The 24941-nt window shown below is 46.2% G+C and carries 20 protein-coding genes and 1 CRISPR repeat array; of the genes, 15 read left to right on the plus strand and 5 right to left on the minus strand.

The features are described 5' to 3' along the window. Nucleotides 1–5 precede the first annotated feature (5 nt). The 7 genes from cas7c (at nucleotide 6) to H9I36_RS04270 (ending at nucleotide 6868) form a co-directional block, all read left to right on the plus strand. Nucleotides 6–866 (plus strand): type I-C CRISPR-associated protein Cas7/Csd2, encoded by an 861-nt coding sequence (gene cas7c / locus H9I36_RS04240; RefSeq protein ID WP_187384137.1) that lies wholly within the window; start codon nucleotides 6–8, stop codon nucleotides 864–866. An 8-nt stretch (nucleotides 867–874) separates the two neighbouring features. Next, nucleotides 875–1513, plus strand: a complete 639-nt coding sequence (gene cas4 / locus H9I36_RS04245; protein WP_187384138.1) for a CRISPR-associated protein Cas4 — start codon at nucleotides 875–877, stop codon at nucleotides 1511–1513. Between the two features lie 14 nt (nucleotides 1514–1527). Continuing rightward, on the plus strand, nucleotides 1528–2559 hold the full coding sequence (cas1c, locus tag H9I36_RS04250; RefSeq protein WP_187384139.1) for a type I-C CRISPR-associated endonuclease Cas1c: 1032 nt from the start codon (nucleotides 1528–1530) through the stop codon (nucleotides 2557–2559). 15 nt (nucleotides 2560–2574) lie between these two features. Beyond that, entirely contained in the window at nucleotides 2575–2862 is a 288-nt protein-coding gene (gene cas2, locus H9I36_RS04255) for a CRISPR-associated endonuclease Cas2 (protein WP_180487405.1), read from the plus strand. 167 nt (nucleotides 2863–3029) lie between these two features. Next, nucleotides 3030–3963: a CRISPR direct-repeat array (repeat unit 31 nt; unit sequence GTCGCTCCCTTACAGGAGCGTGAATTGAAAC). Nucleotides 3964–4180: 217 nt separating this feature from the next. Then, the gene (locus H9I36_RS04260) at nucleotides 4181–4573 is read left to right on the plus strand and encodes an FMN-binding protein (RefSeq protein ID WP_187384140.1); all 393 of its coding nucleotides are present in this window, start codon (nucleotides 4181–4183) and stop codon (nucleotides 4571–4573) included. Beyond that, nucleotides 4570–5877 carry an FAD-dependent oxidoreductase gene (locus H9I36_RS04265; RefSeq protein WP_187384141.1) on the plus strand — a complete coding sequence of 436 codons (1308 nt, stop codon included), beginning with the start codon at nucleotides 4570–4572 and terminating at the stop codon, nucleotides 5875–5877. The genes H9I36_RS04260 and H9I36_RS04265 overlap by 4 nt, the downstream gene beginning before the upstream one ends. 295 nt (nucleotides 5878–6172) lie before the next feature. Further along, nucleotides 6173–6868, plus strand: coding sequence for a YARHG domain-containing protein (locus H9I36_RS04270; protein WP_187384142.1), 696 nt, complete (start codon nucleotides 6173–6175; stop codon nucleotides 6866–6868). A 38-nt stretch (nucleotides 6869–6906) separates the two neighbouring features. On the opposite strand, the gene H9I36_RS04275 is transcribed toward H9I36_RS04270, so the two are convergent. The 3 genes from H9I36_RS04275 to H9I36_RS04285 form a co-directional block, all read right to left on the minus strand. Next, entirely contained in the window at nucleotides 6907–10008 is a 3102-nt protein-coding gene (locus H9I36_RS04275; RefSeq protein WP_187384143.1) for a TOTE conflict system archaeo-eukaryotic primase domain-containing protein, read from the minus strand. 725 nt (nucleotides 10009–10733) lie between these two features. Next, complete coding sequence (locus H9I36_RS04280; protein ID WP_187384144.1) at nucleotides 10734–11306, minus strand: uracil-DNA glycosylase family protein; 573 nt, start codon at nucleotides 11304–11306, stop codon at nucleotides 10734–10736. Nucleotides 11307–11407: 101 nt separating this feature from the next. Then, the gene (locus H9I36_RS04285; RefSeq protein ID WP_187384145.1) at nucleotides 11408–12523 is read right to left on the minus strand and encodes a DNA adenine methylase; all 1116 of its coding nucleotides are present in this window, start codon (nucleotides 12521–12523) and stop codon (nucleotides 11408–11410) included. A 133-nt stretch (nucleotides 12524–12656) separates the two neighbouring features. Between H9I36_RS04285 and H9I36_RS04290 the strand changes: the two genes are divergently transcribed. From H9I36_RS04290 to H9I36_RS04320, 7 genes are all read left to right on the plus strand, one after another. Then, nucleotides 12657–13286, plus strand: coding sequence for an ECF transporter S component (locus tag H9I36_RS04290; protein ID WP_187384146.1), 630 nt, complete (start codon nucleotides 12657–12659; stop codon nucleotides 13284–13286). A 97-nt stretch (nucleotides 13287–13383) separates the two neighbouring features. Continuing rightward, complete coding sequence (locus tag H9I36_RS04295) at nucleotides 13384–14829, plus strand: NAD-binding protein (protein ID WP_187384147.1); 1446 nt, start codon at nucleotides 13384–13386, stop codon at nucleotides 14827–14829. A gap of 12 nt (nucleotides 14830–14841) precedes the next feature. Continuing rightward, nucleotides 14842–16287 carry a TrkH family potassium uptake protein gene (locus tag H9I36_RS04300; protein WP_187384148.1) on the plus strand — a complete coding sequence of 482 codons (1446 nt, stop codon included), beginning with the start codon at nucleotides 14842–14844 and terminating at the stop codon, nucleotides 16285–16287. A gap of 152 nt (nucleotides 16288–16439) precedes the next feature. Next, nucleotides 16440–18116 carry a DUF4153 domain-containing protein gene (locus H9I36_RS04305; RefSeq protein WP_187384149.1) on the plus strand — a complete coding sequence of 559 codons (1677 nt, stop codon included), beginning with the start codon at nucleotides 16440–16442 and terminating at the stop codon, nucleotides 18114–18116. Between the two features lie 105 nt (nucleotides 18117–18221). Further along, on the plus strand, nucleotides 18222–19055 hold the full coding sequence (locus H9I36_RS04310) for a hypothetical protein (RefSeq protein WP_187384150.1): 834 nt from the start codon (nucleotides 18222–18224) through the stop codon (nucleotides 19053–19055). Nucleotides 19056–19063: 8 nt separating this feature from the next. After that, nucleotides 19064–20542, plus strand: coding sequence for a xylulokinase (gene xylB, locus H9I36_RS04315; RefSeq protein ID WP_187384151.1), 1479 nt, complete (start codon nucleotides 19064–19066; stop codon nucleotides 20540–20542). A 41-nt stretch (nucleotides 20543–20583) separates the two neighbouring features. Continuing rightward, nucleotides 20584–21261, plus strand: a complete 678-nt coding sequence (locus H9I36_RS04320) for a fructose-6-phosphate aldolase (protein ID WP_187384152.1) — start codon at nucleotides 20584–20586, stop codon at nucleotides 21259–21261. A gap of 201 nt (nucleotides 21262–21462) precedes the next feature. Here H9I36_RS04320 and H9I36_RS04325 read toward each other — a convergent pair whose 3' ends face one another. After that, on the minus strand, nucleotides 21463–21627 hold the full coding sequence (locus H9I36_RS04325; RefSeq protein WP_187384153.1) for a hypothetical protein: 165 nt from the start codon (nucleotides 21625–21627) through the stop codon (nucleotides 21463–21465). A gap of 533 nt (nucleotides 21628–22160) precedes the next feature. Then, nucleotides 22161–22634 (minus strand): hypothetical protein, encoded by a 474-nt coding sequence (locus H9I36_RS04330; RefSeq protein ID WP_187384154.1) that lies wholly within the window; start codon nucleotides 22632–22634, stop codon nucleotides 22161–22163. Between the two features lie 1151 nt (nucleotides 22635–23785). Here H9I36_RS04330 and H9I36_RS04335 point away from each other — a divergent pair. After that, entirely contained in the window at nucleotides 23786–24922 is a 1137-nt protein-coding gene (locus H9I36_RS04335; RefSeq protein WP_187384155.1) for a Gx transporter family protein, read from the plus strand. The last annotated feature ends 19 nt before the right edge of the window (nucleotides 24923–24941 follow it).

Consider the following 24941-nt stretch of genomic DNA (forward strand, 5'->3'; position numbering starts at 1 on the left):
ACAGTATGGCGGCTTTAAAAAACAAAATCGATTTTGCGTTGGTGTTCAGCGTAAAAAATGCAAACCCGAATGGGGATCCCTTAAATGGAAATATCCCTCGGACAACCTTGGACGGATACGGTGAACTTTCAGACGTGTGTCTTAAAAGAAAAATCAGAAACCGTTTGCAGGATGCAGGCGAAAATATTTTTGTGCAGTCCGACGATTATCGAAAAGATGATTATCGTTCGCTGCGCAGCCGCGCGGAAGCGGTGCTCGGCAAAGCTATGAAAAACGAAGCGGAGCTTCAAGAACTTGCGAATAAAACATGGATCGATGTAAGGAGTTTCGGACAAGTATTTGCATTCAAAGGTGATAAAGATAAGGATAAGAAAAAAGGCGTTTCGGTCGGTATTCGCGGACCGGTAACCATCCAACCGGCATTCAGCATCGACCCGATCAACGTAACAAGTTTGCAGATTACAAAAAGCGTCAGCGGCGAAGGCGACGGAACTAAGCGCGGTTCGGATACGATGGGTATGAAACACAGTGTCGATTTCGGCATATATGCAACATACGGAAGTATCAATCCGCAGTTGGCCGAGCTCACGGGCTTCGATGATTCGGATGCCGATAAAATCAAACATGCGCTGCTTCACATATTCGACAACGATGCTTCATCCGCGCGCCCTGAAGGCAGTATGGAAGTGATAAAGCTTTTTTGGTGGAAGCACAATTCGAAAAGCGGTCAGTATTCCGCCGCTAAAGTTCACCGTACGTTAAAAATTACTAAAAAAGACGGTGTTTCACAAGCCAAATCGGCGGATGACTATACTATAACGACGGATAATTTACCGGACTTGACGCCGGAAGTTCTTTCGTTTTAGGCGCTCTAATGTACCCTGAATCCGACTACCTGGTGCTCAGCGGGCTTCAGCATTTACGCTTTTGTCCGCGGCAGTGCGCGCTTATACACATTGAACAGCAATGGAGCGAAAACTTTTTTACGGCGGCAGGCCGGGTTCAGCACGAAAAAGTTCACGGCAATACGGCGGAGTCGCGTAAAACCGTAAAGACCGAGCGCAATTTAAAAATCGCGTCAGCCCTTCTCGGCGTTACCGGCTGTACCGATGCTGTGGAATTTTATTCCGACGGAAAAATCATTCCGGTAGAATACAAGCACGGAAAACCGAAAGAAAACACAAGCGATGAGGTACAACTGTGCGCTCAAGTTATTTGCCTTGAAGAAATGCTCGACCGCACAATAGATGAAGGAGCGCTGTTTTATTTTAAAATCCGCCGGCGCATTCTTATACCCATCACCGATGAGCTGAGAAAAGAAACAATCGAGCTTGCCGAGCGCTTCCATCGTTTCGTTGCGGACGGAAAAACACCTGCGGCCGTCTATTCTAAAAAATGCGAAAGCTGTTCGTTTATCGACGAGTGCTTTCCCGAATCCGCCGGCAAAAACAAATCGGCAGTCGATTATATCAGGCGACGCTTGCGGCAGGATGTTGCTACGATTGACGAATAATATACGGAGGATGTATGCAGCGCTTTCTTAACACGCTTTATATTACCACGCAAAAAACATATCTGCATAAAAAAGGGGAAGCGGTGAAAGTCGTTGCTGACCGCAAGGTGCTCGCGCTGATTCCTTTTATAACGCTCGACAGTATTATTTGTTTCGGGAATATTTTCGTCAGTCCGTTTTTGTTGGGCGCTGCGCCGAAGTATAATATTACGATAAGTTTTTTAACGGAAACGGGAAAATTCCTTGCGCGCGTGCAAGGGCCTGTTGCGGGAAATGTTTTGCTTCGAAAGGAACAGTACAGAATTTCGGACGATAAAGGAAAGTCCGCTGCGCTTGCAAAATATTTTATTATCGGAAAACTGGCCAATCAAAAAACCGTGCTGCAGCGCTCACTGCGCGATCACGGTGAAAAAATCGATGCCAAGAGAATTCAAAATACAGTTGCGCTTTTGGATTCGAATATCGATAAGGCGGAAAAAGAATGCGACTTGGATGTCTTGCGAGGAATTGAGGGCGATGCGTCGAAAGCATATTTTTCCGTTTTCGATGAATTGATTATTTCTCAAAAAGACGGATTCAAATTTGAAGGACGTAACCGGCGGCCTCCGCTTGACGCGGTAAATGCAATGCTTTCGTATGTGTACACGCTTTTGTATCACGATATGATAAGCGCTCTGGAATGCGTCGGCCTTGACCCCGCCGTCGGCTTTATGCACCGCGACAGACCCGGCCGTTTAAGTCTTGCCCTTGATCTTGCTGAAGAGTTTCGTTCTTTTTTTGCCGACCGATTGGTTCTTTCGCTTATCAATCGAAATGAAGTTACACCCGAACAATTTGAAAAAACTGCAAGCGGCGCCGTCAGCATGGATGAAGCGGCTCGCAAAACCGTAATTACATCTTATCAAAAAAAGAAAGAAACCGTTATGCAGCACCCGTATGTGGAAAAAAGAATGCATCTTGCAATTTTGTTCCATACCCAAGCGCGGCTTTTGGCTCGGCACATACGCGGCGACATCGACGGCTATCCGGTATATCTTTGGAAATAAAAGAGGGCGCGCACGATGATGATGCTGGTAAGTTATGATGTGGCAAAAGATGAAAAAGGGGAAAAGCGGCTTCGGCATGTGGCGAAGATTCTTGAAAATTACGGGCAGCGCGTTCAGTATTCCGTCTTTGAATGCTTAGTCGACCCCGCGCAATGGGTTGCGCTGAAAAGTAAATTGCTCAATGAAATAAATCCGAATTACGACAGTATACGTTTTTACGCGCTCGGTGCAAATTGGGAGCGTAAGGTCGAACACGTAGGGCAAAAGAAACCCATCAATCCGCAAGGGATTTTGATTTTATAATCGGATTTCCTACCGCGAACGGGAAGCACACATTGGTTATTCATTCCGCTTGAATTTTATAACCTGTTATATTATAGTGAATTAGATATTGACACTGTAGTTTCGGAATGAAGTTCGCGGAAATTATAGTGTAAATATCGATATTACAAAAGAATAACTGCTATACTGTCGCTCCCTTACAGGAGCGTGAATTGAAACACGGTAAGGCACACGATCTTGCGGTCAGTCCGAGTCGCTCCCTTACAGGAGCGTGAATTGAAACGGTTTTTGCGCTGAAGCCGCAAGCGGAAATAACGTCGCTCCCTTACAGGAGCGTGAATTGAAACTGCCATGTATACACGGGCGTTATATTTGCTGTTTGTCGCTCCCTTACAGGAGCGTGAATTGAAACCCGATAACCGCGTCATCATCTACGCCAAAGGGAGTCGCTCCCTTACAGGAGCGTGAATTGAAACAAAGATAGTATAAAGGCTCTTGTAGACGGTAAGTTGTCGCTCCCTTACAGGAGCGTGAATTGAAACCATATCAGGCAAGAGGTCGACGGCAAGGAATCCGTCGCTCCCTTACAGGAGCGTGAATTGAAACGCAAGCTGATCAGTAACGCAGCAGATAAAGTTACGTCGCTCCCTTACAGGAGCGTGAATTGAAACTTACACGGATGCACGACTATCCTATAACAATAAGGTCGCTCCCTTACAGGAGCGTGAATTGAAACGACTTCAACCGCTTCTTTAAGCTCTGATAATACGTCGCTCCCTTACAGGAGCGTGAATTGAAACTTTCGGCAGTCGTGCGCACTTGCATCCGTGCGGTCGCTCCCTCACGGGAGCGTGAATTCAAACAAACAGTTTGATGCGTCCGATTTCATCCTTCCAACGTCGCTCCCTCACGGGAGCGTGAATTGAAACAACGAGCGTGTCGGCGGCGCCATCAAGATAGCGGGTCGCTCCCTCACGGGAGCGTGAATTGAAACCGTTTTGTACTTACGCGCGATCCGAAAAGTTACGTCGCTCCCTCACGGGAGCGTGAATTGAAACCGATCATAGCACGGAAAATCCCATTGAGTATACGTCGCTCCCTTACCGGAACGTGAATTGAAATACATTCGGCGTTTTCGAAAATTGATATTTTTTTGCAATATCATATTTTAATAAATCTTTTTTACGAAAATAAATCGTTAATAATTCCATAAGACATTACGAAAAATATAATCCGCTTTCGCTCTCCCGATCAATGAGACTATCGGCAGTATCATTGACGCGTCATCTCTTTTATCATATGGTGTTCTTAAGGAGACTTCACTTTTACGGAGGATTGCATGAAGATTACGTTGAAAAAAATACTTTTTACGGGCTATGCGGTTTTAGCGCTGTTGCTTGCCGTTTTTACGGCGGCAGGCTGTGCGGGAAAAAATGCCGTAAAAGACGGCGACTATGCGGTGAGCGTTACGGGGCACAACGGCCCGATCGAACTTACGGTGAGCTTTTCGACAAAAAAGATTTCCGCTGTAACGGTGACCAAAGAAAGCGAAACCGACGTGCTGTCGGATCCGGCGCTTGTCGATTTGCCGAAAAAGATAGTTGAAGCGAACAGCCTTGCCGTCGATTCGGTATCCGGCGCAACGGTTACATCAAGCGCCGTTAAATACGCGGTCAGACAGGCGATTGCACAAGCGGGCGGAAATCCTGCCGACTTTGAAAAACCGGCATGATCGGCGGCGCCCTCGTCGTCAGCGGCGGCAATCAGGTTGTTATGGGTTCCAAACTGCAAAAGGAAGCCGGTGTCGCAAACGATTCGGTGCAGAGCATGGTTTCGGACTTTATGAAAAACGGTGACCGCAAAAACAACGAAAGCGCCCTGACGCTTTTTGCGCGGAATGTCGGAGACGCGACCGATTGGCTCAACGAATACGCCGGCGTCCAGTTCGATATGAAAGGCGGTCTGCATAAACTCGCCGAATATTCGAACGACAGGGAATTGGCTTACTTCGGCGGCGGCAGCGCCTTTATGAAAAGTATTTTGCAAAAGCTTTCGTCGACGAACATCGACCTGCGCTTGAATACAAGGGCGACCGAATTAAAACGCGACGGAAGCACGGTCGTCGGTGTGATCGCCCAAGATTCTGACGGTAATACATACGATATAACGGCAAAGTCGGTCGTCATCGCGACGGGCGGCTACGGCGCAAACAAATCGCTTTTGTCCGAAGATCTGCAAAAATCGCTGTACTACGGCAGGTCGAATGCGACCGGCGACGGTTTACTGTTGAGCGATACTCTCGGTGCGCAGCGGCAGCTCATGCAATACGGCAAGCGCTATCCGAACGGCGTCGAAATTGCTCCCGGTATGGCGAAGTCGACGATCGCGGGAAACATTGTCGCGTTCAATTCGGGCAGCGCGATCCTTATCAATAAAGAAGGAAAGCGCGTCGTAAACGAAAAAGCGTCGAACCGCACGATCCTCGAAACCGAAGTCCGGCAAACCGACGGAATGCTCTTTTTATTCATGGATCAAAAGACTTTCGATATGTGGAAAGAGCGCCTCGCGCACGCGGGTATTTCTCAAGAAAATATCGACGCATGGCTTAAAAACAACGGTTCGCGCGCTCCGATTTTTATACGCGGAACGACGATCGAAGAGGCGGCCGGCGCTTTGAATATGGATGCGGCATCTCTTAAAGCTACGATCGATACGTACAATTCTTATGTCGCATCGGGAACCGATTCGGCTTTCGGACGTCCGGCAAACTTTATGAAAGCGAAAATCGAAGACGGTCCGTATTACCTTGTCGAACAAAAGCCGCGCTTTGCGACGACGATGGGCGGTTTGGTTTTGACAGATACTCTGCAGGTTGTCGGTACGGACGGCAAAGCGCTTTCCGGTCTTTATGCCGCAGGAGAAGTTGGCGGCGGCGTTATGGGCGACGATTCTCCTTCCGGTGCAAACAATGCATGGGCGATTACGTCGGGAAAACTTGCCGGCGAAAGCGCTGCAAAAAACGCATCGGAAAAATAGCGTTTGACGATTGACGCGGCGACAAACTGGCGATCAACGCGGCGAGCAATTAATGCGTGACGCGGCGGCGGACATTTTGCCGCCTGCCGCGGATACGCTGCCGCAAAACCGTACCGATTCGATAACCCCGCGGTCGTACGGTAAAGACAGGATAAAACCGATGAAAAAAACTATCATAATTTTTTTTGTATTGACTGTTATTTTTAACACTCAAACCGTTTTTTCGAGAGAATCTCGGCCATGGATTATGGGCATAAATTTTGAAAATGCGCCCGAACAGTATGATTTTAAGCCTATGACTGATTTACCCACTTCTCCGTATGCCGGAATACCCGGTTTTTATTACGAGGATAGGTACGTCAGAGAAAGCGACGGTATGTGGCTTTTAGACTGCTATTGGGGCCAGGATGAAGAGTTTTACGGCGACGACTATGTCGGTACCTATTACGACACTATTATAATAGGCTCGAAGCACTGGGAAGGCGATGAAGATTCGGGCGGCAAAAAAAACGCAGAGGATGCCTTTGAAAAATTGACCGTCCTGTTAAACGAGCAATACGGCCCGGAAACGGATGAGCCGACAGGTTCGATCAGCTCCGATCATCGTAAATATATAAAAGAGTGGAAAGTCAATGAAGAGTGGTCGTGTTCGCTTTCCTATGAATATGAAGAACGGGATAAAAATCGGAGATTTTATCAGACATTGGTCACATTCCGGAATATCCCTATAGGTATACTCGATTTTGATAAACTGAAAGATGAATTATCGGCCGAATACCTGCATACGCTGAATAAAACGCAGTTAAGGCTGCTTCGTAACGGGGTATATGCACAGCACGGGCGACCGTTCAAAGATAAAATTCTGCAAAAGTTTTTTTATAACAGTTATTATGCTTCTTATAAAGAAAATAAAAATTATTCGGATGCGATGCTTACGGAATTGGACAAAAGGAATATAGCGTTGATTAAAAACGAAAAACGTACGAGATAGGTTTTGCACGGTTGTACGTTGTGTACGGCGGCCTGCCGTCATTTAATAATTTCCGCTTCTACAGCCGACGCGATCTCCGCATTGCAGATACGGATGCTGCAGCTATCCGCTTCGGAATATCCGAGAAAGTCGATGCTGCCGTACCACAAAATTTTTTCATCGAAAACGGCAAGCCGCTGCGAAACATTTTCTTTCGCAAAAACGACAGCACCCGCAGCTTCGAGCATATCGATATACGGCTGCTGCTTTTTTTGCAGGTCTTTATCTTCATGCAACCTTGTCGTGATAAAGATTTTGCACCCGTTTGAAAGTATTTTCGGTTCAAGCGGTAAAAATTTTTGTACTTCGGTTTTGGAAAGATACGGCGAGCAAATGACGGCTGATTTTTTTGCACTCATGCAGTCTTTAATAAAATCGGTTTTACAGTTGTCGACGGAATACAGCCTTGACGGTACCGCTCCGTTTTGAGCCGAATAGGAATCGGGCTTTATCGTATAACCGAGCTGCTTATAGCCTTTGAGGCGATTCCGGTACATGTGATCGAAAACTTGAATACGGAAATCAACATAATCATAAATCAGCACTTCTTCTTTTCCTGCAAAATTTCTGTGCAGGCGTCCGCAGTATTGTGCAAGCGTGCCCTTCCAGCTGAACGGCATTGCAAGCATAAGCGTATCGAGCCGCGGATTATCAAAACCCTCTCCTGCGTATTTTCCCGTTGCAAGCACGACAAGCGATTCGGCTGCGGGAACTTTGTTGAGCGATTCCAGCTGCTCTTTCTTTTGCTTTTGCGTTCCGTTGCCTGTAATCACCATGACATTGTCCGCTGCGTCTTTGAGATAGTCTTTTAACAATTTCAAATGTTCGATCCTGTCGGAAAGGACGAGCGGTGTACGGCATTCTTTAACGGCGGATCGTACATCCGACACGATTAATAAATTTCTTGCCTCCGCTTGTACCATTTCGGAATAATAATTTTGAATTGAGGTTTTTGAATCTTTCGTGTTTTCAGAAGCGATATGAAAGTTCGTAAAACGCGGAATAAAATAATGCTCAAAGTTTTGTACACGGTTCATCTGTTTCGCAGTCGTCGCATAGAGGATCCGCCCGCACTGCATAAAGATAATCTTTTGCCTACCGTCGCGTCGTATCGGCGTTGCGGTCAATCCGTACACGTATTTTGCACGAAAGCTCTTTACGAGGTTTTCCGTCCCGAATGCCGACACGTGATGACACTCGTCGACGATGAGCATACCGTATGTATGCCGCCGCAGTTTTACCGCATCCGAATTTTTTTCCGTAAGCGATTTAATAATTGCGATGTCGATAATCCCCGACGACGTATCTTTGCCTGCGGCGATCGTTCCCGCTTCGTAATTTAAAAATCGCTTGACGGCCTTTTTCCACTGTTCCAAAAGTGCATGCGTCTGCACGAGGATCATCGTATTCGTTTTTCGTTCCGCAATGAGAGCGGCGGCGGTTACCGTTTTTCCGAAACCCGTTCCGGCGGATAAAATACCGATATCCGATTTAAGCATCGCCTGTAAAGCCGCTTTTTGTTCATCGTACGGTTTTCCGGTAAAATTGATTTCAATGCGTATTCCCTGTTCGCGTTTATCCGTGATTTCGTAAGGCGTATTGCAGTCTTTTAATAATTTTTCGATTTGAGCGAGGCTGCCGCGAGGCAAAAGCAAAGCGTTTTCCGTTTCACCGGAACAATCGATATAACGAGGGATATTATATAACGGAAGCCGCATGTGAAGGTTTTTAAAATATTCCGGATTTAAGAAAACCGCCGTCCGCCGAAAAACTCCCAGAGCTCGCTCTGATATTCCGGCTTTTGCAATTTCGATTTGGTTGGAGAATGTGATGTGCACAACTGAAGAAAAATCTTTTTGCGTAAGCTGCGGGCTTTTCGATGACGGAGCGTTTTGTGCCGGCTGATTGTTTGACTGCGCGTTCGGATCGCTTGAATAAACGTTCAATAATTTATTCCGCGCCGAATTATCGCTCGGCGAATTTTTAATAATTTTATATGCTCTTCCGAATTTAATAATATTGTCTGTTTTATCAATTTCGTCGGTATAGAGATCGTCCGGTTTATTGATACCGCCGATATCGAAATCGTTCGGCAAAAAATCGGACACGGTCTTTGCAATTTCGGTACAGCGCGCCTGCACGGCTTTTTCGGACAATTTTTTGACGGAATTTAAATATGCCCACTGGTCATCGAACGGAATAAAATCTTCGTCCACAAAAACCGAACACTTATTTTTTACCGCCTGTCCCTGCAGCGGCAGAGCGATCAAATTACCGTAGCCGCCCTTCGGTATCGCATCCTGATTGGGAAACATACGGTCGAATGATTCAAACGGAAGCGAATGCCGCTCGTTCATCGCAGCCTGTAAAATCAATGCCCCAAAATTACGAGCTCGTTTTGCGGCAACAGCGTCGCTGAAAAAAATCCAAAGGTGAGCGCCTTTTCCCGATCGCGATATTTCAAGTGAAACGGGAACCGAAAACGCAGCACAGATTTTACGTACGGCCGCCGCATCTTTTTTCCACGCATCGGAACTTCCCGTATGCGAGTCGAAGTCAAATGCGAGAAAGCGGCATACATCTCCTTCCATAAGCGGATATAAACCGACGACATCACGGAAAGCGGAATCTTTTCCCGCCAAGTGATTAAAAATATAGCCGTCGGAAAGCGGAACGGGGAGTTTAAACGGACAGGAGGCGCATGAATATTTTTTCATATCGCATTTTCCGCTTTGCCACTTGTTTTCGCAAACCGGCGAATAGCCGCTTTTGTTGGATCTTGCGTTGTACCAGCGCAGCGCAAAGACATCCTGTCGGCCGACAAAGAGCGATGTATATAAATCGATTTTTTGTTGCGGTGTACTGTTTCGAGTAACAAGGACTTGCGATGACGTTGTGGATATGTCCGCTGCCGGCAGTTCCGGTGGTGATTGTACGAATATATCGGCCGGTTCCGCTTTTGTGCTTACGGCGCCGGCTTTTTCTTCAAGGGTAAGCCGAATATCTTCATGTGTCGCGGCGAAATAATTTATTAATTCGATAAGTTTTTCGCGAGAAAGCGTTTCCAAATATGATAAAACGGCAGACGATATATCGGACATTGTGTACGAATTATGTATCGGTCGTATGATAGGAAAAGGTAAATAAAATATCGTTTGCTTTGTGTGGTATGACTTGAAAATCCTGTGCGCCGAAACGGGGAACACGAGGGAAATATATTGGTCGATCTTTCCAAACGCGCTCTTCGACCTATTACACGATCGGTTTGGTATGAAAGATGAGGTAATTTATCAATCCGCTTCTCTTTAAAGTTACGAGCAACAATCTCTTGTTCGTTTCATCGAGCCATACATAATTTGATCCGAACTGATCGACAAATTTATATGCACGATTTAACTCTTGTATCCATGAAACATTATCCGTAAACGGCAAAAACCCCATTGCACTGTTTGAGTGTATTTTAGCATAGCCGTACGGGAGTTTTAATAAAATACCGTCTGCGGCGAGAAAATCGTTTTTCGGAAGTACGCTTTTTAGAATATATACAGTACCGCTTGTGTCCTTCAGTAGTCCGTAATAATCGTGAGTATAAATCCACGATTCCGTAAAAATAAAAAATAATAAAATTATTGAAAACGAAATACCGATTGCGCAGGCGTATATAGTTTTTTTGTGTTTCAAGTTTTTATCGCCTCTTTTTTTTCGGAATATAACCGCTTTCTACCATAACTTCATTTTTATTATATCACCGGCTTGCGTTTCCGATTTAAACGATTCCGATGAATTATATATTTTATAAACTCCGCAATCAAGTTTCGCAAGTGTATCACATCGCTTTTTGTACGAGAGCTTGCAGCACCGGAATTACTTCTTTTTCGAACCACGAATTGCGCTTTCTCCAGCCGAAATTGAGAGGAGAGGGATGCACGATCGGAAAATACTCCGGCAGATAATTATTAAAATATTTTACCGTTTCGGTTAAGTTTCGCTTCGCCCGCATTCCCAAATAATATTTTTGCGCGTACGCTCCCACCAAAATCGTCAGGCGGACGTCCGGCATAAGCGCCGAAAGCTTCGGATGCCATGTTTTTGCAAATTCTTTCCGCGGAGGCAAATCTCCGTGCGCGCCTTTTCCCGGATAATAAAAATCCATAGGCATGATCGAAAACAGATCGGGGTTATAAAACTGTTCGTCCGTTACGCCGAGCCACTTTCGAAGCAGCCGTCCGCTTGCGTCGTTCCACGGTTTTCGCGTTTCCTGTGCGATCCGTCCGGGTGCCTGCCCGACAAGCACGATGCGCGACTTCGCCGATGCGGTGTAAACGGGAGCGAAACCTTTAGCGCGCAGGTGAGCGTTCATTTCATCGCGGTCTATTTTGTTGTAAAGAAGCGGAAGCATAAGCGTATAACTCCGATAATAAACAGCGCCGATTTTATGTTTTTTGGTTTATGTTGTTCAATGCGTTTTCGCAAACTGTCATGTCGGCGCATAACAATTCCTTATTTTTGTAAAATAAATAAATATTCACAAACGTGTATGTCTCTTTTTTTTAAATTTCTGCTTCCGCGAAAAACGTTGTATCGGATTTCCCGTGTTTTACATTTTCCGTATTTATGCAGCATATCTCGCATTTCATCAAAGGATATAAAACCTTCCGAATTATAAGAGATGATCACGAATTTGCTGTCCAAATTGACGATTATTTTTTCCAGTGCATTTAACGCGGCATGTCCTTTATTAAATACGGAGCGATTCCAACCCTGCGTTATACCGCTGACTTTACTGATTTCCGTATCAAGTTTATTTTTCAAAATGAGGTTCAGCATAAAATAATTCGATCCGTACGGATGTTGATTGTACGGCGGGTCGAGGTATGCTATATCCAAATCTTTCAACTCTTTGGAAATCTGCACCGCATCTTTTTGATAAACATGCAGCTTCGATGTATAATTACTGAAGACGGGCTCTTTCAATTCTATCTTTCCGAAAATTCTGGACAGGGCATTTTTACCGGCTCCGCCGAAGCAGCCGATCCCCGTATGTTTATCTTTGTAAAAGCCTTTGAAAACTCCGCTCGTGTTGACATGAACAGACGCTTCCGTGATCAAAGGCGCCAAAAAGAACTTTTTCAATCCGTCTTCTTCGACGATTTCGTCGATGAGTTTTCTGTACGTGTCGATCAACACGGCGTTCTCATGCGTATAAAAAACTCTTTCGCCCGGTAAAATATCATTATCGTTTTTCGGCGCATAATTTTGTGAAATGATGCCGCTGTATTTTTTGTGTATGCTTTGATTTTCGATTTCATTTCTGAGTGCGGAACATTTTTTTGCCGGATACTCTTTTTTATTTATTAAATAGCAGCTGTTTATTACGACGGAGTAATTTTCCAAATCATTTACGATCAATGTATCGGAATGTTTTTTCAGCATGCGCGCAACGATGCCCGATCCGGAAAAAATATCCGCGCAAATCATTTTTTCTTTTTGCAATTTTTGCGATATCGTATTTACTTCGTTTTCAATATTACTTATCAATAAACGTTTGTTTCCGAGATAGGTAATTATTTGCGTGGTGAGAAAATCGCTGTTTTCTTGATAATTTGCGCCGTTCACACAAACACCGTGTTTTTATCGTTCAGTATTATTACAACATAAATTTCAATGTTTTACAATCGAAATCGATGTTTTTTATATCGTGTTTCCGTTCTCGTTGCCAGACACATAATAATTCGCTATGATACAGCGTATGGAAAAAACGGTATCGCGAAACAGAAAAATCGCATTGACGGGCGCGCTCTGCGCGCTTGTCGTCGTCCTCGGTATGCCGCCGCTCCACCTCGGCATGATCCCGCTCGGCCCGAACGCATCGATTACGATCATGCACATCCCCGTTTTGCTCGCCGTCATGCTGTCGGGAGGCGCATCGGCTCTCGCTTCGGGGATCGCTGTCGGCACGGTGTTCGGTGTGTTCAGTTTGATCCTTGCGGCGATAACGCCGACCGGCGCACTCGATCCGCTTTTTATCAATCCCGCCGTTTCGGTTTTGCCTCGTGCGCTTCTTGCCGTAGCCGCTTGGCTTTTATGGCGGCTTTTGTCGCTCATTCCGCATTTGCCGAAAACGGTTTCCGCCGCGTTTGCCGCGTTTATTTCGACGCTTGTGCATACGTGTTTTGTCGTCGGCGCGCTGTATATCTTTACCGGCGGCAGGATGATGAGCGCGATGGGAGGCAAGGGCTTTATCGCCGTGCTGTTGTTGTTGCTGCCGAACGCGCTGCTCGAAGCTGCTGCCGCGGCGATCGTGTGTGCGGCGGTGATCGCATCGGCGACGATCGCTTCCGGGAAAAAATCGAAATTGTCTCAGGAAGATAAAGAGTAACAGGACGAATGGCAAGTTTTAGGAAATTCGAAGTTGAATCTAATACTATGAGTATTGTGATTAACAAAATTTCAAATTAATTAATAAGGAATATTTGATGCGGATCGTTATTATCGGTGCCGGTTTTACCGGCGTGCAGCTTGCAAAATTATTGATCAACGAAAAAAATACCGTCGCGATCATCGACAACGATGAAAACAACGTGCGTCACGTTTCGAATCAGCTCGACTGTACGGTGATGCTCGCCGACGGGAACGACTTGGAAACGCTCGAAGAAGCGGGTATCGCGAAAGCCGACGCGCTCGTATGCGTTACTGAAAACGACGAAGTGAATATGATAACCTGTTCGCTTGTCGATGCGGTTTATCCCGACATCGTGAAGATCGCGCGCGTACGCAACTACGCGTACTACGTCAACACGGCGGCCGCAAAAAAGAGTCACGCGGATTCGTTCGGCGGAAAACATCGGCCTCTGTACGGTATCGATTATATGATCCATCCCGACGTGGAAGCCGGCGAAGCTGTCGTCCAAGCGGTCGAAAGCGGTGCGGTGAGTGATGTGCAGGTTTTCGGAAACAATGCGTACGAGCTGACGCGTATGACGGTCGCAAAGGAAAGTAAGCTTGCGGGACAAAAGCTGCAGACCGTCCGCGCGCTTACCGACAAGCCCTTTCTCATCGCGTACGTGGAAGAAGAAGGCAAAACCTCTCTTCCGAGCGGCAATACGGTTCTCAATCCCGGCGACAGCATCGGCGTGATCGTCGCCAAAGAAGACGTTTCCGAACTGCTCGCGCTTTGCGGTTCCGAGCAAAAAGAATTGAAAAACATCGCGCTTATCGGAGCGGGAAGGATCGGCACGATCATCGCGGAACGATTGATTCAGCCGAAAGAAAAGCGCTCTCTTTTCAATTTGTTTTCGAAGCAGGTTATCAAACGGCCTCAAAAATTCGTCATCATCGACAGTGACGAAGAGCTGACGAAAACCGCATCCGAGCGCTTTCCGTCGGCAAAAGTTTTTTGCGCCGATGCGACGGACGAAGCTTTTTTGCAGGAAGAAGGGATCGCGTCGTTCGATTTGGCGATCTGCGCAACGCACAATCATGAAATGAATATGGTGCTTGCGGCCTACCTCGAATCGCTCGGTGTCGGCAAATCGATAAGCCTCGTTACGAGTTCGGCCTTTTCGTCGATTTCGCGGAAGCTCGGCGTCGACGTACCCGTTCCGATCCGCGATGCCGTCGTCGATTCGATTATGAGCCATCTGCGCGGAAAATCCGTTAAAGAAATTCACACCGTGACGACAGGCGATTTGGAAATCATCGAGTGCGTTCTTCCCGGCGATTCGAAGGCGGTTAATAAAACGCTCCGCGATATCGCAAATCCCGGCGTGTTTTTGATCCTCCTTGTCAAAAAATACGATTCGCAAGTTTACGAAATTCCCGTCGGCGATACGCGCCTCAACGCAGGCGATCACGTTATCCTTATCACCGTTGCGGAAGAAAACGGCAACGTCGTTTCATTTTTCGGCGGCAGCGTAAAATAGGGGAGCGGCGTCATGGCGGTTTTAACATTTTTAAAAATCATATCGATCATCGTCGCATTTATCGGTGTTTCGTTTTTAATTCCGATCGGCACGGCGCTCGCTCTCGGAGAGACTGCCGTCATCGCTTCGTTCGCCGTTCCGATGGTCGCAAGCTGGATCGCGGCGATCGTCATCTTTATCGCCGGGCGAAAAACGGAAATACGTCTTTCGACGCGCGGTACTTTCATCATCGTCGCGCTTGCGTGGATTTCCGGGAGCGTGTTCGGCGCGCTGCCGCTGTGGTGCAGTCGAGCGATCCCGCACTTTGCCGATGCGATCTTCGAAAGCGTCAGCGGCTTTTCGACTACGGGAGCGACGATTTTGAGCGAAGTCGAATCGCTGCCGCGAAGCATCAATCTGTGGCGGTGTGAAATGCACTGGCTCGGCGGTATGGGTATCGTCGCGCTCACCGTTGCGCTTTTGCCGCTGCTCGGCGTCGGCGGTTTTCAGCTCATCAAAGCGGAGACGACAGGTCCCGAAAAAGGCAAAGTGACACCGAAGATCACGACGACGGCAAAAATTTTGTGGATTTCCTATACCGCACTTACGGTCGTGCAAACGGTGCTGCTCTTGTTTGCCGGCATGGATTTTATCGATGCGCTTTCGCACGCGTTTGCGACGCTCGGCACAGGCGGCTTTTCGACGAAAAATTCAAGCGTCGGCACATACGGATCCGTTTCGATCGACGTCATCTGTACGGTGTTTATGTTTTTATCGGGGATCAACTTCAGTTTGTATTACTACGCCGTAACCGGAAAATTTTCGGAGATCCGCGATAACTCGGAATTAAAAGCGTATTTCGCCGTTTTTATTGCGGCTTCGCTCGGTATTGCGTTCGTTATCACAAAACAGTACGGTTCGTTTTTGCAGGCGCTCAGATACGGTTCGTTTCAAGTCGCTTCGATTTTGACGACGACGGGATTCGGCACCGCGGATTTTACAACGTGGGCGCCGACTGCACAATTATTAATTTTTATACTCTATTTTTTAGGCGGCTGTGCAGGCTCTACCGGAGGCGGCATAAAAGTCGTGCGCTGGGTCGTCCTTGCAAAACAGCTGCACAACGAAACCGAAAAAATGCTGCATCCCCACGGTATATTCAATATTCGATTAAACGGAAAAGTCGCCGGCAAAGATTTGGCGCCGAACGTCGCCGCTTTCGTTTCGCTGTATCTTTTGCTCGTGTTTATCACAACGGCGGTCGGCTGCCTTTTCGATTTGGATCTGTTCAGCGCTTTGACGGGTGCGCTGTCGATGGTCGGAAACGTCGGACCGGGCTTCGGAAAATTGGGGCCGGTGTGCAATTACGGCTTCCTTCCCGATGCGGTTAAATGGTGGTATTCGTTTGCAATGCTCGCCGGGCGGCTCGAACTTTATACGATGATTTTGTATTTCCTGCCCGCATTTTGGAAAAAATAAAACCGGAACGCAAAATCGCCGTTCGGCAGATCGTTTTCGTCTTCATGTCAGTCCAGAGTTTGCTTTGTAAACTCGCCGTGTAAATGCCGTGTTCTTCGCTTTTGTGTTCTTCGCTTTTTGACAAAAGTCGGGGCGGCGATTACAATAGCGTTATGAATATAAAAAATTATTTTCGCCGTCTTATAAATCAAACGCTTTCGGGCGTACGCCGCTTTCCGCTTCCGGCATTTTTCGGCTTTGCGGTTTTTGTAAGTTCGGCGATTTATTTGTTTGCGCCTCAACCGAAAAACGAAGCAGGAAAGGCCGTTTCCTCTTTGAACGATGCTGTGCTGCACGCAGCTTTCGCTTCGGCGTTCGCGTTTTTTACTTCTACGGCCGCAACACTTGCCGCGCTGCGCTTTTCGCTTTCGCGGAAAATCCGTGCCGCGCTCTATGTGTTTTCAGTCGCATTGTGGATTCCCGGTTTTTTTCTTGCCAAAAAAATGGATGAGTTCAATTATGCTTCGCTTGCGTATTGGGGCGGTATCTGTATTTGCATTCTCATTGTCTTGTATCTTTGCGTAACCGCTTTCAATGAAAAAACCGTTTTTTTGCACATACTCAAAGCTGTCGTTTTTGCCGAATGGATCGCCGGTATTGCTTCCGTCGGTCTTTGGATAAGCCTTTGGGCAGTCAACGAACTCATCGTCCCGATAAAAAATATCGATGAATATATGTTATTGATCTCCGTCTTTTCACAAGCCCTTATAACCGTAAACGTATTTTTATCGCAGCTGTCGTTTGAAAAAGCGGAATTCCCCGTTGCGCGCATGTATAAAGCGCTCGTATTCTATGCGGCTTTCCCCGTCTACGTGATTTACGTTGCCGTGCTGTACGTGTATTTGGCAAAAATCCTTGTTACGCGCAATATGCCGGGCGGGCAGATAAATATTTTTGTGTCGCTGGCAACGGCTTTTTATCTCTTTTTTTATTGTACGCTGAAAGCTTTTCCCGGCCGCGCGTCGGATATCTTTTATAAGATAGGAACCTTTGTGATGCTGCCCTGCATCGCAGCCCAGCTTATTGCGGTATGGATCCGCTTTGACGCGTACGGATTGACGGCGATGCGATGGGCGGGGTTATTGTACACCGTTTCGGTTTTGTATTTTATCGTCGTTGTATTGCTTAAAAAAAATGCGCCTCGCGCGTGGCTCCTTTTTGCCGCGTTTTTGTGCGCCGTATCGACCCTTACGCCTTTGAGCCTCACTCGTGTTCCTTCTTTAGAACAAAAAGCGCGGCTTGAAAAACTTTTGCACGAGTGCGGCTATTATACAGATGGGTATTTTGCGCTGCCCGCCGAATCCGTTATCTCTCAAATTCCGTATGAAAAACGCAGCGCGATGGTCAGTGCATACGACGAACTTTTGAGCGAACATAAGACCGCGTATGCCGGCGAAGATGCCCGTTCCGGCGATGAGGGTTTTCAGGATATTTTCGGATTTTCCATTAATGAAGAAGGTGCCTACATATACAAATACAAAGTATATACGCGGAGCCGTTCCAAACCCTTTGATATAGCCCCGTATGCGTTTTTGTTGCCGGTATCGGACTCCGGTTATAGAAACCGTGACAGCGGCAGGGTTTTTACAAGGATACCGCTGTCGGTGCAGAAAACCGAATACGATATTTTCGATGCGCTGCTTGCCCTGCCCGAACGCGGTGAAGATTTTACCGTTGCGCTCGACGATAAAACGACGCTGTTCATAACGAGCGCATCAAGTTATTATGATCGCGAACGAAAAGGTTTTACGCAGTATCAGTATGAAGGCTTTGTTCTCAAAAAACGCTAGGCCTTCTTTTTGCTTTTTGACAAAGGCCGCCGATTGCGTGTATAATAATTCGAAGTTTACATTGATAAAAAGCAATCTTAACGATTCGGTAATTACGGGGGCTGTATGAAAAAGATGTTCGCCGCGCTGATTGCGGCTGTCATGTGCGTTTCTGTGTTTGCATTCGATGTCATGGAGTATCTTCCGCTTAAGGGTACGGTAAAAAATTATACGCGTACCGATTACGGTATTACGTCGAAATTCGGCGAGTATTTCCGCACGCCGGAGATGAAAATCGTCCGTGCATTAGACAGGGCAGGACGGGAAATCGAATCGTCCGAGATGACGGGACGCGGAACCCTCGTCAATAAAATCAAAAATACCTACGACGCGTCGGGAAAACTTACCGCACAGGAAGGCTACAACGCGGACAACGGGCTTATCTGGAAAAGCGCCCTTACCTACGGCTCATCAGGAAATAAAGCCGACGAAACCGAATACGGAAAAGACGGCGGTTTAAAAAGCAAAACGATTTACACGTATACCGGTAATCTCCTTACCGACGAATCGTACTACGGCGCGGGCGGCGAGCTCGTATGGAAGATCGTATATGCGTACGACGATGCGGGCAGGCTTTCGGTCGAATGCCATTACTATGCGGACGGTTCGCTTGACGAAGAAATCGACTACGCGTATACGGACGGCGGCAAAATCGATGCGATTACGTTTATCGACGGGACGGGCGCGGTACAAAAACGCAGTTACTTCCGCTACGGCAGCGACGGCGTGCTCAACGAAATCACGACGAGCGATGCGGATAACAAAACGATTGCACGAGAAATCTACAAATACGATACCGCCGGCAATATCGCGCGGATTTCATCGTACGCGGTCGCAAAAAAATTCGGTACAACGGTTACCGAACTCGTCGGCATGTCGGAATTGACGTACGAGTATTAGGAGACTCGATGAGTTTTTACATCGGTGTCGACTGCGGTACGCAGGGTACAAAGGTAATCATTTACGATGCGGAAAAGAAACGGATCGTCGCCGTCGGCAACAGCGGTCATAAACTGATTTCGGACAACAGCGGACTTCGCGAACAGGATCCCCGGTGGTGGATCGATGCGTTGGACGCTGCGCTACGACAGGCGCTCGCTTCGTTTTCCGGAGACAGGCATGCAATCGCGGCGATCGGCGTTTCGGGGCAGCAGCACGGGCTTGTCGTTTTGGACAAAGATAAAAACGTTCTGTATAATGCGAAGCTGTGGAACGACACGGAAACGGCTGCCGACAACGATGACCTCGTCGAAAAAGCGGGCGGCACGGACGGCGTCATACAAAAAATCGGTACGGCGATTCCGGTCGGTTATACGGCGTCGAAGCTGGTGTGGCTTAAACGCTGCAAGCCCGATATCTTTTCAAAAATCGCATACGTCATAAATCCGAAAGACTATATCAATTATTACCTTACGGGCGTTATTTGTACGGACATCGGCAGCGCTTCCGGCCTCGGTTATTTCGATGTGCTGCATAAAGACTGGAATCGCGAAATGATCGATGCGATCGATTCTTCCGGTGTACTGTTATCGGCGCTCCCGCCTATCGTTTCTGACGATAAGGCTGTCGGAAGCCTCCTTTCCGATATCGCGGAAAAATACGGACTTTCGGCAGCGTGCAAAGTTGCCGTCGGAAGCGGCGATAATATGACGGCCGCCGTCGGCACGGGGATCGTCAAAAACGGTGTCGGTACGATCAATCTCGGAACGTCCGGCGTGCTGAGCGTATACACGGATGCGGTACCGTCACGCTATCCGTCGATCATTCAAATTCAAAATCTGATTTCGAATTCTTGGATCCCGACCGTGTGCACGATGAACGCGACATCGACGACGACGGCGATTCAAAATCTCTTTGCCCTCGACTTAAAAACCTTTGATGCAAAACTCGCTGCGTCGCAACCCGGCGCAGACGGGATAATAATGCTTCCGTTTTTTAACGGGGAACGCATGCCGCCGCTGCCGCACGCGAAAGGCTCGATCACGGGACTGACGATCGCAAATATCACGCAGGAAAATATCATACGCGCGGCTGCCGAATCGGTCGCATTCGGTTTGCGCTGGGGATACGATTTGTTAAAGGAAAAAGGAATACGATTGTATCAAATGGCTGTCGTCGGCGGCGGAAGCAACAGCGAGCCGTGGAGGCAGATCATCGCCGATGTTTTTCAAGTGGAACTCGTTTCGCCGGAAAATAAAGAAGCCGGTTCTTTGGGCGCCGTCATACTTGCGATGAGCGCGTGCGGCGAAGGCGATATACAATCGCTGTGTGAAGCGCACGTTTCTTTTTCCGATAAAAAAATCATTCCGAAAAAAGAAAACGCCGCGCGATACGAAGACGTTTACAATGCCTATCTTGCCGAGCTGAAGGCACACTACACGATATAATAAACCCGAGTTTCAACTACAGCGATGTATGGAGGTATGCAATGGAACTCATGCTCGACACGGCAAACATCGACGAAATTACGGAAGGGATCGGTTGGCTGCCGGTTTCGGGCATCACAACGAATCCGACGATCCTAAAACGCGAACGACCTGCGGATTTTTTTGCACATTTGAAAAAAATCAAAAGCGTATGCAAAAACATCTGTCCGCTGCATGTGCAGGTTTCCAGCGGTCGCTGCGACGAAATGCTCGACGACGCCGAAAGGATTATCCGCGAACTCGGTAGCGACACTTTCATTAAAATACCGGTTACGCAGGACGGACTCGCTGCGATAAAAGCGCTTTCGGCAACGGGACGGCACGTCACCGCGACGGCTGTGTATTCGACGGTGCAGGGCGCACTTGCAATGATGAGCGGCGCAAACTATATCGCGGTATACTACAACCGAATGATGAACATAGGCAGCGATCCCGATCGCGTCATCCGCGAACTTTCCGGTTTGACCGCGTCTTCGAACGGCGATTGTAAAATTCTCGGAGCAAGCTTTAAAAATACGGGACAGCTTGTCGCCGCGTTCGTAAACGGAGCTGAAAGCTGTACGGCAAGCTACGATATTTTAAAAGCAGGTGCGAACTTCGCTTCCGTCCGCGATGCCGTGGATGCGTTCAACGGGGATTGGAAATCCATGTACGGCGGCACGACGATCGCAAAATTATAAATTCGATTGAATAGTACAAAATCATTCTATGACAAATTTCTCTCTGTGTTGCTCGATTTTTGACTTTTTGTAAATCGCGATCCGGGTCTATATAGCGTACCGGGTTGTTTGCCCCGTAGGCATATAAATTGCAATATGGTTGCCGAACCTGCTTGTGTCGAGATGCCCCTATATAACAATCGCGATTTATAGTAAGCACTTTTATTTTGCCGGTTCCTCTGCTTGAATGACTATTCCGTTAGCGAAAAAATCTTTACTGCTGATTATCTGCGGTATATCCGAATATTTTATTGCATAAACAATATTTTTACCTTCAATATCGTCTGAGTGTATTACAAATTTATCAGTATCATTTTCATATTTCATCGCATAAGTATTGAAATCATTATCCCGAATGCTAATGGAACATATTTGCTCATTATTCGAAAGTATATTGTAATGATGATTTTTTATATCGGAAAAAGATAAGCCGCAAAGTTTGTTCCTATCATTATTAAAGATAAGAAAATTATCTTTTTCATTTTTTATCTCCCGTTTTAAATCGGCATACCCAAGAGTTCCGCTCCCGCTTGTAAAAATATTTACCGATCCCTAAAGAAGTAATTTGTACTCAATAATACTACAATTTCCGGAATAAATATAAATAAAAACATAAACGAAATTAAAGCATTGGCTTTATCTGGAAAATTTTTTATCAACCTATTCAATACATCCCTTAGAAAAGGAAACTTATAAAATAGAAAAATAAAAAGTATAGGATAAACCACAATTATCAAATTTCTTATAAATATTGCTTTTTTCATTGATCGTTTATCTCCGCTAGCACAGTAGGATACACTTTGTTCACCTACACTTATACTTGTATCTTTTCGGTGTTTTAAATCGAATAATTATTTATCCTATAGCGCTTTATTAAAACAAATATAAATAGATTCCTCTTCTGTTATTTTATCATATACAAATAATTTATTATTTATAATTCTGATAATAAAATAATTATTTTCGATATTACCGTCTTTATTTACCTCGTAAAAATACTCCCCTTCCACTCCAAGTAAGCTGCTATCAAATATATATTCCTCACTTCCGTCTAAATACGTTACACGCCACATAGTGTTGATTACAATAAATTTAAAACCGGAAAGAAATATAAATTCCTTATTTATTTCTATATTTGATTTAGTGTGTTCTAATTCGGTAAACGGATTTTCTTTAATCCAATAAGTTAAATCTAATGAATTTATATCATCAATTTTAATATCATTGACTTGGTATTTCTCAATAGGAAAAAACGAAAGACTTTGTATATTATCTGAGAACATTGGACAGAAAAATAATAATACGAAAAATAAAAAAATATTTCTTTTTATCATAATCCGTTTTCCTCCAAAATGTTATTTATGAAAATACATTTCGTTTACGGATACTTTATTATATCCGTATTCAATTTAAGCGAAGGTGCGTCAGTTGCGGTTTTGTTTTGTGAGACCGCATCAATTTTCCTGCAGCTCATGAAAAATATTGAGCTTATTGAAAGACACGATAAAAATATTTTTCGTAAAATTATAGAATCAATCATTTTCATTCTTTCTATCAGAATTTCTACCATAATTAAAGGTAGTCTTTGAATCAATAAAAAATATAGCATTTTTTGCCGTTATTTAAAACTCCTATAGTCGAATATCCAAGATGGAAATATCTTGCAGAAACTTCTTTCAAATCGTCTTATTATAATGTACCGATGTCGAGTTGTAAAATGTTTTTTGTGATTGTTACGGCGGTTATGATGTAATCCTAAAAAAAAGAAAGAATTTTTCGTTAGAACCGTATTATATTTATCGAAATCATTATAACATCATATCTTGTAGTAAACATTTTTCATCTCTATTTTTCTTTTGCTCAATAATCTACGGCTGTCCCGGAGAATACATATCATACAGATGTGAGATACCTGTACATTTGCTATATTTTACTCAAATAGAATTTTGTATTTTATTCCTTTGAACATATTCATCACCTTTTTTTTCATAAATTATAATAACAGCTTTCATTTTTTTATACCTTAAACCGAAAACGGACGCAGTACCCTTTTCATCAACGTCAATGAAAATCAATGATTTTCATAACGCCATTTAGCCTCATACGAGTTATAATAAAATTCAGAGAATACATCATATCTAAAAACGCATTATATTTTCCGGCATATAGTATTTTTTCATATTTTCCTCGTCTCACAAACTTTACTTTGGTTCGGTTGTTGTACACATACCGTTTCCTTCCTGTTATTATATCCGACCTTGTTTTACTGTCAACAAATTTTTCCCTTGAGTTAAATCGTGCTTTAAGCCCTATGATAAACTCGTATACTTTCTTTAAGAACGAAAAATCGTCCTCCGTCCTCTCGCTTTTCGCCTGCCTCGCACCATCCGCCGTCCTCTCGCGTCTCCTGCCCCATACCATCGGCTGTTCCTACATCCTCGTCCGCTCCGTTGTTGCTTTCCGCACGATACGCTATACTTGCGCTATGACGCATACAGACCGATCTTCGCGCGTTCCGTTTTTTGCGGCGCTCTGTCTTTTTCTTTCCGCAGTCGAATACGCGATCCCGAAACCGCTGCCGTTTATGCGGCTCGGACTGGCAAACCTTCCGATCCTCATTTCGCTCGCGATGATGTCCAAACGCGACGTCGCCTTTCTCATCGTGCTCAAAGTGCTCGGTCAGGCGCTCATCTCCGGCACGCTTTTTTCATACGTGTTCGTGTTTTCCGCAGCGGGTTCGTTCGCTTCCGGCTTTGCGATGCTCCTGCTCTACGCGCTCTTTCACAAAACGAAGCTCATGTCGAACATCGGCTTGAGTCTGGCAGGTGCGCTTGCGAACAATGCGGCACAGGTCGCCGTTGCCCGCATAATGATTTTCGGCACCCAAACGCGCTACATCGCCCCGCTTCTTTTTGTCACCGGACTCGTGACCGGACTCGTGCTCGGCGTTTTTGTCAATATTTTTTGCGCGAAGTCGTCGTGGTACAAGCGGCTGCTTTCCGAACAGCTTGATTCGAATACGGCAGGGGGGGAAGTCTCCCCCTCGCTCCAAAGTCCTCGCGCCGAAAGCGCTCCGGTCTTTTCCGCTGCCCCCTCTTCCGGCAGCCCGCTCGATGCCGACGCAAAAACTTCGCGCGTTCAGTTTATCGCCGCAATGATTTTGTTCCCGATCTTTTTACTGCACGGGCTGGTCGTTCCGAAAAGCGTATCCGGTATCGCGCGCGTGTGCATCGTGTGGATTTTCGCCGGAGCCTTTTTCACAATGGCCGCAATAAAAAAACGCGGCCGCATCAAAGTGCTGCCGTCAATTTTTATGACTATCGGCATTACGTTTTTTGCGCTCCTTGCGCCCTCGGGCAGAGTGCTCCTTTCGCTCGGTAAATTCCACATCACGCTCGACTCGCTCCTCGTCGGTCTGCATAAAAGCGGCATCCTCTCCGGCATGGTATTCCTTTCGCAATTTGCCATATCGCCGCACTTGCATTTGCCGGGCAAAGCGGGCGTATTTCTCGGACAGATGTTTACGACTTTCGACGCGCTTACGGCAAAGCGACTGCATTTTTCGCGCGGCCGCGTCATCGCCGCGCTCGACTCGCGCCTCAACGAATTATGGGAAGAGTGAGCGCTCAAGCATACCGATA

It is taken from the genome of Treponema sp. Marseille-Q4130, assembly GCF_014334325.1.
GTDB lineage: Bacteria > Spirochaetota > Spirochaetia > Treponematales > Treponemataceae > Treponema_D.